This is a genomic window from Dorea ammoniilytica (genome assembly GCF_025567415.1).
In the GTDB taxonomy this organism is placed as follows: domain Bacteria; phylum Bacillota; class Clostridia; order Lachnospirales; family Lachnospiraceae; genus Claveliimonas; species Claveliimonas ammoniilytica.
The window spans coordinates 159,847-174,139 of the sequence record NZ_JAOQJV010000003.1 but is presented as its reverse complement, the minus strand read 5'-3'; the positions used below and the strand labels follow the sequence as shown (position 1 = coordinate 174,139).

12 protein-coding genes, 1 pseudogene and 1 other annotated feature are annotated in these 14,293 nt (G+C 43.5%); all 13 genes and pseudogenes read left to right on the top strand.

The window, feature by feature from the left end:
• Window positions 1–80: 80 nt before the first annotated feature.
• Window positions 81–1,007 carry a DUF1848 domain-containing protein gene (locus tag OCV65_RS04430; protein WP_118383375.1) on the top strand — a complete coding sequence of 309 codons (927 nt, stop codon included), beginning with the start codon at window positions 81–83 and terminating at the stop codon, window positions 1,005–1,007.
• Between the two features lie 77 nt (window positions 1,008–1,084).
• Window positions 1,085–2,029 (top strand): AEC family transporter, encoded by a 945-nt coding sequence (locus tag OCV65_RS04425; protein WP_262581057.1) that lies wholly within the window; start codon window positions 1,085–1,087, stop codon window positions 2,027–2,029.
• A gap of 116 nt (window positions 2,030–2,145) precedes the next feature.
• Window positions 2,146–2,374, top strand: a binding site (T-box leader).
• A gap of 91 nt (window positions 2,375–2,465) precedes the next feature.
• Complete coding sequence (locus tag OCV65_RS04420; RefSeq protein WP_118383377.1) at window positions 2,466–5,120, top strand: valine--tRNA ligase; 2,655 nt, start codon at window positions 2,466–2,468, stop codon at window positions 5,118–5,120.
• A gap of 14 nt (window positions 5,121–5,134) precedes the next feature.
• A complete protein-coding gene (locus tag OCV65_RS04415; RefSeq protein ID WP_330424463.1) occupies window positions 5,135–7,369 on the top strand; it encodes an LTA synthase family protein in 2,235 nt (744 codons plus the stop codon).
• Between the two features lies 1 nt (window position 7,370).
• Window positions 7,371–8,675: a bifunctional folylpolyglutamate synthase/dihydrofolate synthase gene (locus OCV65_RS04410; RefSeq protein ID WP_262581056.1), complete on the top strand. Its 1,305-nt coding sequence runs from the start codon at window positions 7,371–7,373 to the stop codon at window positions 8,673–8,675.
• 22 nt (window positions 8,676–8,697) lie between these two features.
• Window positions 8,698–8,832 carry a hypothetical protein gene (locus OCV65_RS04405; RefSeq protein WP_262581054.1) on the top strand — a complete coding sequence of 45 codons (135 nt, stop codon included), beginning with the start codon at window positions 8,698–8,700 and terminating at the stop codon, window positions 8,830–8,832.
• A 17-nt stretch (window positions 8,833–8,849) separates the two neighbouring features.
• Window positions 8,850–10,211: a hypothetical protein gene (locus OCV65_RS04400; RefSeq protein ID WP_262581053.1), complete on the top strand. Its 1,362-nt coding sequence runs from the start codon at window positions 8,850–8,852 to the stop codon at window positions 10,209–10,211.
• Window positions 10,212–10,528: 317 nt separating this feature from the next.
• Complete coding sequence (locus OCV65_RS04395) at window positions 10,529–10,840, top strand: STAS domain-containing protein (protein WP_118383379.1); 312 nt, start codon at window positions 10,529–10,531, stop codon at window positions 10,838–10,840.
• 1 nt (window position 10,841) lies between these two features.
• Window positions 10,842–11,312, top strand: coding sequence for an anti-sigma F factor (spoIIAB, locus tag OCV65_RS04390; protein WP_118383380.1), 471 nt, complete (start codon window positions 10,842–10,844; stop codon window positions 11,310–11,312).
• Window positions 11,291–11,521 (top strand): annotated as a pseudogene (locus tag OCV65_RS04385) (sigma-70 family RNA polymerase sigma factor); the annotation flags it as partial. The gene spoIIAB and the pseudogene OCV65_RS04385, both read left to right, overlap by 22 nt.
• Window positions 11,522–11,727: 206 nt before the next feature.
• Window positions 11,728–12,474 carry a hypothetical protein gene (locus OCV65_RS04380; RefSeq protein WP_008688040.1) on the top strand — a complete coding sequence of 249 codons (747 nt, stop codon included), beginning with the start codon at window positions 11,728–11,730 and terminating at the stop codon, window positions 12,472–12,474.
• A gap of 2 nt (window positions 12,475–12,476) precedes the next feature.
• Window positions 12,477–13,271 (top strand): ParA family protein, encoded by a 795-nt coding sequence (locus OCV65_RS04375; RefSeq protein ID WP_055057300.1) that lies wholly within the window; start codon window positions 12,477–12,479, stop codon window positions 13,269–13,271.
• Window positions 13,252–14,181 (top strand): ParB/RepB/Spo0J family partition protein, encoded by a 930-nt coding sequence (locus tag OCV65_RS04370; RefSeq protein ID WP_008688042.1) that lies wholly within the window; start codon window positions 13,252–13,254, stop codon window positions 14,179–14,181. Before OCV65_RS04375 ends, OCV65_RS04370 begins: the two co-directional genes overlap by 20 nt.
• Window positions 14,182–14,293 lie beyond the last annotated feature (112 nt).

The window sequence follows — 14,293 nt, the reverse complement described above, 5'->3', positions numbered from 1 at the left end:
ATGTATTTGCCGGAGAGCCTGCTTATGAAGAATATTGCAGGTTGGTAGAAGCGAATTTTGGTAAATAGGGAGAGCCAGAGATGATTATAAGTGCTAGCAGACGGACAGATATTCCTGCCCTGTATCCGGAGTGGTTTATGAACCGACTGGTGGGAGGAGAAGTACTTGTTCCGAATCCGTACAACAGAAAAAAGGTCAGCAGGATTGAACTGTCCCCGGAGACGGTGGACTGTTTTGTGTTCTGGACGAAGAACCCTGAGCCGATGCTGCCTTATCTCAAGATGATCGATCTGCTTGGCTTCCCTTATTATTTTGAAATGACAATTACAGATTATGGCAAAGATCTGGAGCCGAATCTTCCGACTATGGAAGAGAGTATGGCTACATTTCTTTTGCTGAGCGAAAGAATAGGAAGAGATCGGGTAGACTGGAGGTTTGACCCGATTATTTTAAATGATGTTTATACGCTGCAGTATCATACAGAGAAGTTTGAGATGATGTGTGAGTGGTTGCATAAATATACAGAAAGGTGTATTATCAGCTTTGTGGATCAATACAGAGGCTGTCCATTTGTGGAACCGGAACAGGAAGAAATCGTTCGGTTGGCAGAGAAACTGGGTGCTATTGCGAAAACATATAATCTTCCTATCTATACCTGTGCGGAAGCAGTAGATCTGATCCCGTATGGCATTTATCCGGGTGCATGTATTGATAGAGAGAAGGTCGAGAGGATTGCCGGATATTCTCTGGATGTGAAAAAGGATAAGGGACAGCGGAAAGTGTGCAAGTGCGTAGAGAGCATAGATATTGGCATGTATGACACCTGCATTCATGGGTGTGGTTATTGCTATGCCACGGGAAGTCTTGATAGCGCAGTTAAGAGGCACAGTATGCATGATCCGCAGTCACCGATCATGATCGGACATCTTCATGGGGATGAGACGATCGTAGACCGGAAGATGCATCTGCAGAGGGATAATCAGATGTCACTGTTTGATTTTATGTGATGTCAGCGCGGCTTTTACGCATGGTTTCTATAGCAGAAGCAAGTACAGTAGAATCTTTATAATGGAATGAGGAAATTATGGATAATTTAATATTTAGTTTGAACGCAACAATCCCGGTATTTCTGATGATGGTACTGGGATACTTTTTTAATAAAATTGGATGGATTGATGACGGATTTGCATCTAAGATGAATAAATTCGTCTTCCGCGTACCGCTTCCGGTATTGTTGTTTGGTGACCTGGCGACGGTGGATTTCTCTGAAGTATGGGATATGCGGTTTGTGTTATTTTGCTTTGTAGTAACAGTATGCAGTATTACGATTGCAGCGGCAGTATCTTGCTTATGGTCAGATCGCTCAATCAAAGGAGAATTTATTCAGGTATCTTACCGAAGCAGTGCGGCACTTCTTGGAATCGCATTTATCCAGAATATCTATGGCACAGCAGGTATGGCACCGCTGATGATCATCGGCAGTGTGCCATTGTATAATGTAATGGCAGTTCTGGTGCTGTCACTTTTTAAACCGGGACAGCAGGGATTAGACCGTGCAATGTGGAAACGGACATTGAAAGGTATTGTAACGAATCCGATCATACTTGGCATTGTGACAGGTCTTGCGTGGTCAGCACTGCATCTGCCGATGCCGACGATTCTGAATAAAGCAGTATCCAGCGTGGGCGGTATGGCTACACCGATGGGACTGATGGCGATGGGAGCAACATTCGATTTTGGTAAGGCACTCAGCAAAGTGAAGCCGACTGTCGTGGCGGCATTTATCAAACTGGTGGGATTCTGTGCAATATTTCTGCCGGTTGCAGTACAGATGGGATTCCGTGAGGAGAAGCTGGTGGCGATTCTGGTTATGCTTGGATCTGCAACGACCGTCTCAAGCTTTGTCATGGCGAAAAATATGGGACATGAAGGAGTGTTGTCGTCCGGTGTTATCATGCTGACGACACTGTGCAGTGCATTTACTCTGACGGGATGGCTGTATATTTTGAGAAGTATGGGACTGATCTGATTTCCTATATTAAGAGTTTATGAAGATTTTTTAAACTCCTTGACAAATCGACATCCAATGGCTATCATATTCAATAGTTTAGGCTCGACTTTGATTTATTTTCATGTGCGGGCAGTTGAAAGGCCAGGATGAAGAGGAGTATGTATCGGATGCACCGACAGAGAGGATGGTTCGTTGGCTGTGAGACCGTCCGGGAAGCGAGATACAGAAGGTAGCTTCGGAGCTGGATGGCTGAACAGTATCAGTAGGCTGTCCCGGAGTCGTTCCCGTTAAAGAATAAGATGAGCGTGCAGAAGGTTTTCTGCGTCATAAAGGTGGTACCGTGATGATTAAGTCACCCTTTATTTAATACATAAAGGGTGATTTTTGTATTTTAAAATACCCTTACATGTGAAACAGTATAATGATCTATTGAAAGAGAAAAGGGAGAAAGAACATGAGTCAGAATCTTGAAACAACTTACAATCCGAAAGCGATTGAAGACAAGCTGTACAGCAAGTGGTGTGAAAAGAAGTATTTTCACGCAGAAGTAGACAGAAGCAAGAAGCCATTTACCATTGTTATGCCGCCGCCGAATATCACAGGTAAGTTGCATATGGGACATGCGCTGGATAACACGATGCAGGATATCCTGATTCGTTATAAGAGAATGCAGGGATATAATGCTTTGTGGGTACCGGGTACAGACCACGCTGCAATCTCAACTGAGGTTAAGGTTACCAATCAGCTGAAAGAAGAAGGTATCGATAAGAAGGAAATGGGACGTGAGAAGTTCCTGGAGAGAACTTGGCAGTGGAAAGAAGAGTACGGCGGAACGATCAAGGAGCAGCTTAAGAAACTTGGCGTATCCTGTGACTGGGACCGCGAGCGTTTTACCATGGACGAAGGATGCTCAAAGGCTGTTGAAGAAGTATTTATCAATCTTTATAAGAAGGGATACATTTATAAGGGATCCAGAATCATCAACTGGTGTCCGGTATGTAAGACTTCTCTGTCAGACGCAGAGGTTGAGCATGAGGAGCAGGATGGACATTTTTGGCATATCAAGTATCCGATCGTAGGAAGTGATGATTACCTTGAGATCGCTACTACCCGTCCGGAGACTATGCTTGGTGATACTGCGATCGCAGTACATCCGGATGATGAGCGCTATAAAGAGCTGGTAGGAAAGAATGTAATTCTGCCGCTGGTTAACAAAGAGATTCCGATTGTAGCAGATTACTATGTAGATAAAGAATTTGGAACAGGTGCGGTTAAGATTACACCGGCACACGACCCTAACGATTTTGAGGTCGGTAAGCGTCACAATCTGCCAGAGATCAACATCATGAATGATGATGGTACGATCAATGAAAACGGCGGTAAATACGCAGGTATGGACCGTTACGAAGCGCGTAAGGTTATGGTAAAAGAACTGGAGGAACAGGGACTTCTGGTTAAAGTGGTTCCACATTCTCATAATGTAGGTACACATGACCGCTGCCATACAACTGTTGAGCCACTGATCAAACAGCAGTGGTTCGTTAAGATGGATGAGCTTGCCAAGCCGGCGATCGAAGCGATCAAGAACGGCGACCTGAAGTTCGTACCAGAGCGTTTTGACAAGATTTATCTGCATTGGCTGGAGAACATCCGTGACTGGTGTATTTCAAGACAGATCTGGTGGGGACACCGTATTCCGGCATATTACTGTGACGAATGTGGCGAGATGGTAGTTGCTAAAGAGAAACCATCTGTATGCCCGAAATGCGGATGTACACACATGACACAGGATGAGGATACACTGGATACCTGGTTCTCATCAGCACTGTGGCCGTTCTCTACGCTGGGATGGCCGGAACAGACAGAAGATCTGGATTATTTCTATCCGACGGATGTACTGGTAACCGGATATGACATCATCTTCTTCTGGGTAATCCGTATGGTATTCTCCGGATATGCGCACACCGGCAAGTCACCATTCCACACGGTACTGATCCATGGACTGGTACGTGACTCACAGGGACGTAAGATGAGTAAATCTCTGGGCAATGGTATCGACCCGTTGGATATTATCGATCAGTATGGTACAGATGCACTTCGTATGACATTGATCACAGGTAATGCGCCTGGTAATGACATGCGTTTCTATAATGAAAGAGTAGAGGCAAGCCGTAATTTTGCCAATAAGGTATGGAATGCGTCTCGTTTCATCCTTATGAATATGGATGGAAAGAATGTAACGAAGCCGGAAGCCTCTGAACTGATGCCGGCAGATCAGTGGATTCTGTCTGCATGCAATACACTGGTGAAGGATGTTACAGAGAACCTGGATAAATTCGAACTGGGTATTGCCCTTTCTAAGGTATACGATTTCGTATGGGATGAGTTCTGTGACTGGTACATTGAGATCGCCAAGTATCGTATGTATCATGCAGAGGAAGATCCAAAGGGAGCAAATGCTGCGTTGTGGACATTGCGTGAAGTATTGAAGACCTCCCTGAAGCTGTTGCATCCATACATTCCATTTGTAACAGAAGAGATTTACAGCAAGCTGGTTCCGGAAGAGGAATCACTGATGATGTCTGCATGGCCGGTATACGATGAAGCAGCAAGCTTCCCGGAGGCTGAAGACGTACTGAACCATTATAAAGAGATTGTAAGAGGCGTACGTAATGTACGTGCAGAAATGAATGTACCGAATTCACGCAAGGCTACGATTTATGTAGTATGCGAAAATGCAAAGCTGAGCCAGGGACTTATGAGTCTGAAAGATTCAGTGAAACTGATGGCAGCAGCCAATGACTTTGTGATCCAGACAGACAAGACCGGCATTGCAGATGATGCCGTATCTATTGTAGTTCCGGATGCAACCGTATATCTTCCGATGGAAGAACTGATTGACTTTGCACAGGAGATCGAACGTCTTGCTAAAGAAGAGACAAGACTTCAGAAAGAGATCGCACGTGCAAATGGCATGCTGAACAATGAGAAGTTTGTCAGCAAGGCACCGGAAGCAAAGGTACAGGAAGAGCGTGAGAAACTGGAAAAATATCAGCAGATGCTTGCTCAGGTACAGGAGCGTCTTGCCGGACTGAAAGAAAAAATGTAAGTAAGGTGATTGAATTGAAAAAGCTTCATTTTAAGCTACATCTGAAAAAACCAAAAAAGCCGGATATTAAGGGGACAATCTATAAGATCCGGCACCTGAAAAAAGAAGACATTATTGCCTGGAGAAAGGCGAAGAAAGAGCGCAGGGAGCGAATCTTGGAAGAGCGCAGGAACAGCGCATTTGCGAAAAAGATGAAGCCGGTTTATATGTGGATGAACCGGCTGTCACTCCTGTGCCATGCACTGCTTGCATGTGTGATCAATCTGGTTATCGAAGCCATATCCAGACATTCTCTGTTTCAGGCATGGGATTATATGGTAAATTCACCACTGGTGTTCCTGTATAATGCATTCATGATATTTGCGACATTTTCAATCGTCTATCTGTTCCGACGACGGGTATTTGCCAGAATTATTGTAAGTGTATTGTGGCTGATCCTCGGTGTCTGCAACGGCTATATGCTGATCAAGCGTGTAACACCGTTTAATGCGCAGGACTTAAAGGTAGCGATGGACGCAGTTCAGTTGATCAATAACTACTTTGATCCATTTGAGCTGATTATGATCGCGGTTGGTATCGTGGCGGTTGTGGTATGGATCATATCCATGTGGCGCCGCGGCGGACAGTACACAGGTAAGCTTCGCAGATGGCTGGCAGTGATCGGTATCGGAGTCAGCTTCGGAGCATATCTGATCGTCAGCCAGATTGCACTGGATCAGCGTGTAGTATCTAACTATTTCGGAAATATTGCATTTGCTTATCAGGATTATGGTCTTCCATATTGTTTTATGGCCAGTGTGTTTAACACAGGCATTGATGAGCCGACAGGCTACAGTAAAGAGGAAATGGAGAGAATCAGCAATAACGGTGAGATTACAGTCAATGAGACCTCCCGTGCATCAGATGATCTGCCGAATATCATTTTCGTGCAGTTAGAGTCTTATTTTGATGTAGATGAGGCAGAATTTTTTACAACATCTGAGGATGCATGCCCGAATCTGCATGAGATGTATAAGAATTATTCTTCCGGATATTTCAAGGTGCCATCCGTAGGCGCCGGAACCGCGAATACCGAGTTTGAGGTTATGACCGGTATGAATATGCGTTTCTTCGGACCGGGAGAATATCCATTTAAGACTTATCTGAAAGAAAAGACTGCGGAAAGTGCGGCAACAGCACTGGGCGCATTGGGATATGGAACTCATGGATTGCATAATAACGGTGGTAACTTCTATAGCCGTGCCCGTGTATACAACAATGCCGGATATGATACATTTACCAGTAAGGAATTTATGAATATCCTGCAGACCACACCAAATGGATGGGCGAAAGATGAAGTGCTGATTCAGCACATGATGGAAGCAATGGACACTACCGAGCAGCAGGATTTCCTAATGACCATCAGCGTACAGGGACATGGTGATTATCCGGAAGAGCAAGTCATCGAAGACCCGAAGATTAAGGTTGAGGGAATCGAGAACGAGGCACTGAAGAATAAATGGGAATACTATGTGAATCAGGTCTATGAGATGGATAAGTTTGCAGGGGATCTGGTAAAAGCAGTGGAAGACCGTGGCGAACCGACAGTGATCGTATTCTATGGAGACCATCTGCCGACCATGGGACTGCAGGCAGAAGACTTAAAGAGCCGTTACCTGTACAACACCAATTACGTAATCTGGGATAACATTGGTCTGGAGCAGCAGGATAAGAACATTCCTGCATATCAGATCATGTCAGAGGTATTTGAACGTCTGGGTATCCATTCCGGAACGATCTTTAATTACCATCAGGAACGGAAAGGTACAAAGAATTATCTGTCCGACCTGGAACTCCTGCAGTACGATATTCTGTACGGCAAGCAGTATGTCTATAATGGTAATCCGCCAATCACGGAAGGACATATGCAGATGGGCGTGAAGGATGTAACATTGTCTGAGATCGTACCGCATCTGGAGACCGGATACAGTTTGTATGGTGAGAACTTTACCAAGAGCAGTAAGGTCTATGTCAATGGTGAGAAGCAGAAGAGTACATTCCTGAACAATACACGAATTGAACTGCCGGATACTTCTGATCTGCAGTATGGCGACATTATCACGGTCAGTCAGGTGGGATCAAGCAATACGGTATTCCGTACATCCAATGAGTATGTATATCAGAATGGACAGTTGATTGAAAAGCCGGATACCGGAAGCGGCATCGAAGGCAAATCATGGCTTGAGACAACGAAAGAACAAGGGGATTAACATGACGTATCAGGAAGCAGTCGATTATATAGAGGAGATTCCGAAATTTACAAAAAAACATACACTGGAACATACGCGTGAGTTTTTACGAGGACTTGGTAATCCAGAAAGGGACCAGAAGATTATCCATGTGGCGGGAACCAATGGCAAAGGATCTGTATGTGCCTATCTGCGTGCCATGCTGGAAGCAGATGGGAAGACGACAGGATTTTTTACTTCTCCTCATTTGGTGAAGATCAATGAGCGGATCTGTCTGAACGGACAGCCGGTCAGTGACGAAGAATTCCTGAGAGCATTTGAAAAAGTTAAGACAACAGTAGACGAGATGAGCGGAGCTGGCTTCGCTCATCCGTCCTATTTTGAATTCCTGTTTGGAATGGGAATGGTGGTATTTGCTGAAAAACATCCGGATTATACAATCCTTGAGACAGGACTGGGAGGAAGACTGGATGCGACCAATGCGGTGGGGAAGCCACTGATGACGGTCATTACATCGATCAGTCTCGACCATACAAAATATCTTGGCAGTACCATATCAGAGATTGCGGCAGAAAAAGCAGGGATCATCAAACAGAATGTGCCGTTAGTGTTTGACGGAAGCAGTCCGGAAGCATCAGAAGTGATTCGCAGACAGGCGGAGACAAAAGGCGCAGAATGTAGAGAAATCACGAAACATGCGTTCAAAATCCAGGAAATCACAGACAAACGTATTGCTTTTTCAAGGGTAAATGCTTATGATGATAATATCGTCTGGAGGCTTTCTAATTCTGGGATCTATCAGGCAATGAATGCTTCTGTTGCGATTGCAGCGATGGAAGGAATCAGCAGGGAACCGGTAACGAAGGAGAAGTACGGGCGATGGCAGAGAGCACTCGCAGAAGTGCACTGGGATGGCCGTATGGAAGAGATCTGTCCCGGCATTTATCTGGACGGAGCACATAATCCAGGTGCCATTACGGCATTCTGCGACAGTATACAGGCACTGGGCGAAGAGACACCATCGGTGATCTTATTTTCAGCAGTGGAAGATAAAGAATATGAATCCATGATCCGGGAGCTGTGTGAGCGGGTACCGGCAGAGACCTATGTGGTTACCGAGATCGAGGATGGACGACGAGTGCCGGCAGAGGTGCTGAAACATATATTTGAGAAATACACAGACCGTCCTGTGCTTGCAAAGCAGCAGATCGCAGACGCATGGACAAGGGCAGTCAAAAGTAAAACAGAACAAGGAAAGATGTACTGTCTGGGATCATTGTATCTGGCGGGAATGATTAAGAGGGAAATATTACAGCCTGGCAGTTAGCGAAGATAAGGAGGACATACAGATGCTTAATTTTGAAGAAGAGTTGAAGAAATTCCAACCATGTCTGGAAGTAGAAGATATTGAGGATGCAGTTTATCAGGAAGATCTTGCTGATATGACTGATCTTCTGAGAGAAGTTATCGAACAAACGAAGTAAAAGGTTATGGGGATTATATGGAGTATACACAGAAAGTAGTCTATCAGTCCAATTACTGGTACAATGACGGACTTAAGAAGGCGAAGATCCGTGATATGACGGGAGCAGTCACATCGCTGAAGAAGAGTCTGCAGTTTAACAGTGAAAATATTGCGGCAAGGAATCTCCTCGGTCTGGTCTATTACGGCAGAGGAGAAGTGGGGGAAGCACTGGTTGAATGGATCTTAAGCAAGAATCTCAGACCAAAGGATAATATTGCCAATTATTATATACAGAAGATACAGAAGAGTCCGGCGGATCTGGATACGATCAACCAGGCGATCCGTAAATACAACCAGAGTCTGGTCTACTGCGAGCAGGGCGGAGAAGATATGGCTATCATCCAGTTAAAGCAGGTAGTAGCAGCATTTCCGGGATTCCTGAGAGCATATCAGCTTCTGGCATTATTGTATCTGCACACTGAGCAGTACAGCAGGGCAAGACATGTGCTGAAGGAAGCACGCAAGTTGGATACGACCAACGAGATCACGCTCCGTTATATGCATGAGCTGACCAATGGTAAGATGCGCAAAGAAGCAGCAGAGGCAGTCAAAAAGGATGAAAAGTCACAGACCGTCACTTATAATGTGGGCAATGATACTATCATTCAGCCCGCATCAGCATTAAAGGATAATAGCGGTCGCATGACATTTATTAATATCTTGATTGGTCTGACAGTTGGTGTTGCGGTGATGTGGTTCTTAATCATGCCGGCGGTCAACAAATCGACCTCTCAGAAGACCAATAAGCAGGTGACAGCATTCAGCGACAAGATTGCAGAAGAGGAAGCACAGATCAGCGCACTGAAGACAGAACTGGAGAGTTACCGGGCGTCCAGCGAAGAGAGCGAAAATGCACAGCAGACAGCAGCGTCTACAAAGGAAAGCTACGAGATCGTGATGGAGATGTATTCACATTATCTGCAGAGCGATATGAAAGATTCTGCTATGGTAGATTCACTGAAGAATGTTAATCCAGATGCGTTGGGAACACTTGGAAAGAGCCGTTATGAGGAGATGACGGACAGCATTTATCCGAGATATGCAGATGCATTATATACCGAAGCACTACAGGCATACGAGGTGGCAAACTACAGTACTACGATCAGTGACCTTGAAGTGCTTGTCGGATTTGATGAAGGATACAGTGATGGCAAGGCCGTATATCTGCTTTATAAGGCATATGACAAGACTGGAGATACGGATAATGCAAATACCTGGAAAGACAAATTGGATAAAGATTATCCGAATGTAGATACATCAGATCTGGGAGAATCTGATTCGGAGTCGGATACATCAGGAAGCAGTAAGAAGAGTAGCTCAGATGACGCAGAAGAATAAATAGAACACAAAAGAATAAGAACAATACGAAAGAGAAGAATGGGTAATGCACCTGTTCTTCTTTTTGTGCAATAAGCCGCTATGCAGAAATCGTGCTTGCACGAATTTCTATATGGCGGCCAATGTTCATCGAGCCGACAGGCGAGATGACATTGATTGCACGTCGAGTAGGTGTTGGTTTACTCGATTATGCGCGACGAGTCAAAGTCCGAGCGGGCTCAGGACCTTGACGACCGCTTACAATCTCAGAATGTGCCTTTTGGCACTTCTGGTGATTTGTTGTTTAGCAGGGAGAATTAAGTAAAGGGGTTGAAACTATGAAATTTGAAGTGCAGGAGAATTACCTGACTATTTATCTTCCGAAGGATCTGGATCATCACAGCGCAGAGGAAATCAAAAGAGAAGCGGACCGTCTTATTGAGCGGGGGCATATCCGGTATGTAATCTTTGACTTTGCAGGAACGGAGTTCTGCGACAGTTCCGGAATCGGAGTCATTATGGGAAGGTATAAGAAGGTGTGTATGTTTGGCGGAGAAGTTTGGGCGGCGCATACCAGCGAACGGATCAAAAAGATACTGAAAATGTCAGGAGCGGCTAAGATTATGCAGATATATGAGGAGGAAAAGTAAGATGAAAGAAATCGTAAATGGAATGACAAATGAGATGAAACTGGAATTTGACAGCCGTTCCGCAAATGAGGCATTTGCCAGAGTGACAGTAGCGTCCTTTATGACGCAGCTGAACCCTACGCTGGAAGAGGTCTCTGATGTGAAGACAGCAGTGTCTGAGGCTGTGACCAACGCAATCATTCATGGGTATGAAAATCATGTGAATAAGGTGCAGATCTATGCGGGGATTGAAGGCAGGACACTGCATCTGGAAATCTCCGATCGGGGCGTGGGAATCCCAGATGTGAAAAAAGCAATGGAACCGCTCTATACCACCAGACCAGAGTTAGAACGGTCCGGCATGGGCTTTTCATTTATGGAAGCCTTTATGGATGAAGTGCAGGTAGAGTCGGAACCGGGTAAGGGCACTATCGTCCGCATGAAGAAAATTATAGGGAGAGGCAGGGAATTATGGACCACACAATCGCTCTGATTCAGAAGACTCACCAGGGGGATGAACAGGCGAAGGCACAGCTTGTAGAGGAAAATGTGGGACTTGTGTGGTGCGTGGTAAGAAGGTTCTTTAACCGTGGCGCGGAAGCAGACGATCTGTTTCAGATTGGAAGCATCGGACTGTTGAAGGCAATTGAGAAATTCGATATTACATACAATGTGAAATTCAGTACCTATGCAGTACCAATAGAGTAAGATAAAGGAAACGACCGGAAAAGCCTTAAAATAAGGGATTTCTGATAAAGGCATTGGATAAAAAAACAGTGCTGTCAGATGTACATTTCGATATCTTATGTTGAAATAACAGTATAGATAAGATATTGAAAACAATTCGGAATTGTTTCTGATAGGAACCTTCTTGAATGAGATGATGACCATTCAAAGGAGGTTTTTTTATGGCAAGAATTATGACAAGAAGAAAAGCCATACCCAAGGCAATCGAATTACTGCAATGTCTGCCACAGACGGAGGAAGTTGTGGAAGTGATACAGGCACTAAAAAAATATTCTTCCACGCCATTGGATAGATGGGATGCAGCCAGTGTATATGAAGCATTAGATGAATGGACAGAATCTCATAATGGTATACCACCGAGAATAAAAGAGTGTGACAGCCATAAAGAGCTACCAAGCCATATGGTCTTTGAAAAGCTTTTTGGAAAAACAGCCAGAGAATTTCTAAATGATTATTATGGTGAGATGGAATACGTAAGGATTGGACGTCATGGAACAAGGTGTGTGGATGATCAATATGATTTTCTGGAAATATTTAAAAATGAATTTGAACGGATACAACCGGCAACGTCAAAAATATATGATGCTTGTAGAAATCCAGAAACACCATCATGGGGAACGATTGCAAGAAGATGTAAAGTGTCTTCCTGGTCAGAGCTGGTTACACTGTCCGGTGTAGAAGCGAATTGCATTAGAAGAAGATATGACACATATAATATTAGAAATAAGTTGAGCGTTTCACAAAAAACGAATTTGGAAACGGATTTGACAGCACACGAACAGCAGGAAGAAAAAGAAAGATTTGAGGCATTGCTGATAAAGACGCATGATTTAACATTGCAGGCTGAAAATCAGAAAAAGGCAGAAAAAGCAGTTTCAAAACATACATTACGAATCGGGAGGAAATAGAGATGGCAAAAGTTATAGCAATAGTCAATCAAAAAGGTGGTGTCGCAAAGTCAACTTCCTGTGTGAATTTAGGAATCGGATTGGTAAAAAAAGGATATAAAGTTCTGGCAATAGATTTTGATCCACAGGGAAGTTTAACAGAAAGTCTTGGATATCAGAATCCAGATGAATTAGAAATAACAGTAGCGACAATTCTTCATTGTGAAATGAATGGTCTTGAATTATCAGAAGGATATGGAATTCTTCACCATGAAGAGGGAATGGACATTCTTCCGGCAAATATTGAACTGTCTGGGGTAGAAGTTAGTCTGGTAAATGTTATGAGCAGAGAATATGTGTTAAAACAGTTTATCAAGACAATTTCGCCAGAATATGATTATATCCTGATTGATAATATGCCATCGCTAGGAATGCTTACTGTAAATGCTCTTGCAGCAGCTGATTCGGTTATCATTCCGGTTATGGCACATTATCTTCCTGTTAAAGGATTGGAACAGTTGATGCAGACCATATATAAAGTTAGAAAGCAGATAAATCGAAAGCTTCAGATTGACGGAATCTTACTTACCATGGTAGATCGAAGAACGAATTTTTCAAAAGAGATTATAGAGTTGCTTCATGATAATTATGGCGAATATATCAATATTTTCAAGACTGCAATCCCGTTTTCGATAAGGGCAGCAGAGACGAGTGCTGAGGGAGTAAGTATTTATAAACACGATCCGAAAGGTCGTGTTGCCGAAGCTTATAAAAAACTGGTAGAGGAGGTGATTGGTGATGGCAGTGAAAGAAAGTAGTGCTTCAAAGATAAAATTCAAAGGGGTAGATGCATTATTCGGATTGTCAGAGGAGCAGGAGTGTGTGCGAGAAATTCCGCTGGACGAGTTGGATACATTCAAGAATCATCCGTTTAAAGTGTTTAGGGATGATAAAATGGAGGAAATGATTGAAAGTATTTCAGAATATGGAGTTCTTGTGCCAGGAATTGCAAGACCTTCAAATTCAGGGGAAAAGGATTATGAATTAGTTGTGGGACACAGAAGAAAATATGCTTGCAGGGAATTAGGACTGAAAACAATGCCGGTCATTATCAGAGATATGTCTGATGATGAAGCAACTGTGGTTATGGTCGATTCCAACATTCAAAGAGAAAATCTGCTATATAGTGAGAAGGCATTTGCATACCGCATGAAGTATGAAGCATTGAAACGTCAGGGTAGACGGACTGATTTAACTTTGGTCCAAGTTGAACCAAAGTTGAAAAAAAGATGGGCAGCTGAGATGGTTGGCACAGAAGTCGGAGAGACAATGAGTACGATCAAACGATATATACGCTTGACCTACTTGTCGAATTACTTGCTGGAGTTTGTAGATAAAAATGAATTGCCATTTACTGTTGCAGTTGATTTATCTTATTTGAAAAGTAATGAGCAGTCATTGTTACTGGCGTTTATAGGAACAACAAAGAAAATGCCAAATGGATCTCAGGCAAAAAAACTGAAAGAACTTAGCCAGCAAAAAGAATTGACTGGAGAAGATATAGAGAAAATTCTTAGAGGAGAAGCAAAAGTGAATTATCAGAAAATCAGTTTTTCAGAAAAGCAACTGCAAAAATATTTTCCACCAGATTACAAGAAAGAGCAAATCGAAAAAATAATTTTCCAGTTATTAGATTCGTGGAAAGCACAAACAGAGCAAAGGGGATGATAAAGTGGAATATGAAAAGCAAATAAGATATAATGATAGACAGATGCAAAGATATCAGGCATATCTTTCTAAAGTACAGAAGATAAACAGATTAGATAAGAGGACGAAAGAA

Coding starts and splice junctions, on each gene's coding strand:
- OCV65_RS04430 (WP_118383375.1), top strand. CDS start 81: ATGATTATAAGTGCTAGCAGACGGACAGATATTCCTGCCCTGTATCCG.
- OCV65_RS04425 (WP_262581057.1), top strand. CDS start 1,085: ATGGATAATTTAATATTTAGTTTGAACGCAACAATCCCGGTATTTCTG.
- OCV65_RS04420 (WP_118383377.1), top strand. CDS start 2,466: ATGAGTCAGAATCTTGAAACAACTTACAATCCGAAAGCGATTGAAGAC.
- OCV65_RS04410 (WP_262581056.1), top strand. CDS start 7,371: ATGACGTATCAGGAAGCAGTCGATTATATAGAGGAGATTCCGAAATTT.
- OCV65_RS04405 (WP_262581054.1), top strand. CDS start 8,698: ATGCTTAATTTTGAAGAAGAGTTGAAGAAATTCCAACCATGTCTGGAA.
- OCV65_RS04400 (WP_262581053.1), top strand. CDS start 8,850: ATGGAGTATACACAGAAAGTAGTCTATCAGTCCAATTACTGGTACAAT.
- OCV65_RS04395 (WP_118383379.1), top strand. CDS start 10,529: ATGAAATTTGAAGTGCAGGAGAATTACCTGACTATTTATCTTCCGAAG.
- spoIIAB (WP_118383380.1), top strand. CDS start 10,842: ATGAAAGAAATCGTAAATGGAATGACAAATGAGATGAAACTGGAATTT.
- OCV65_RS04380 (WP_008688040.1), top strand. CDS start 11,728: ATGGCAAGAATTATGACAAGAAGAAAAGCCATACCCAAGGCAATCGAA.
- OCV65_RS04375 (WP_055057300.1), top strand. CDS start 12,477: ATGGCAAAAGTTATAGCAATAGTCAATCAAAAAGGTGGTGTCGCAAAG.
- OCV65_RS04370 (WP_008688042.1), top strand. CDS start 13,252: ATGGCAGTGAAAGAAAGTAGTGCTTCAAAGATAAAATTCAAAGGGGTA.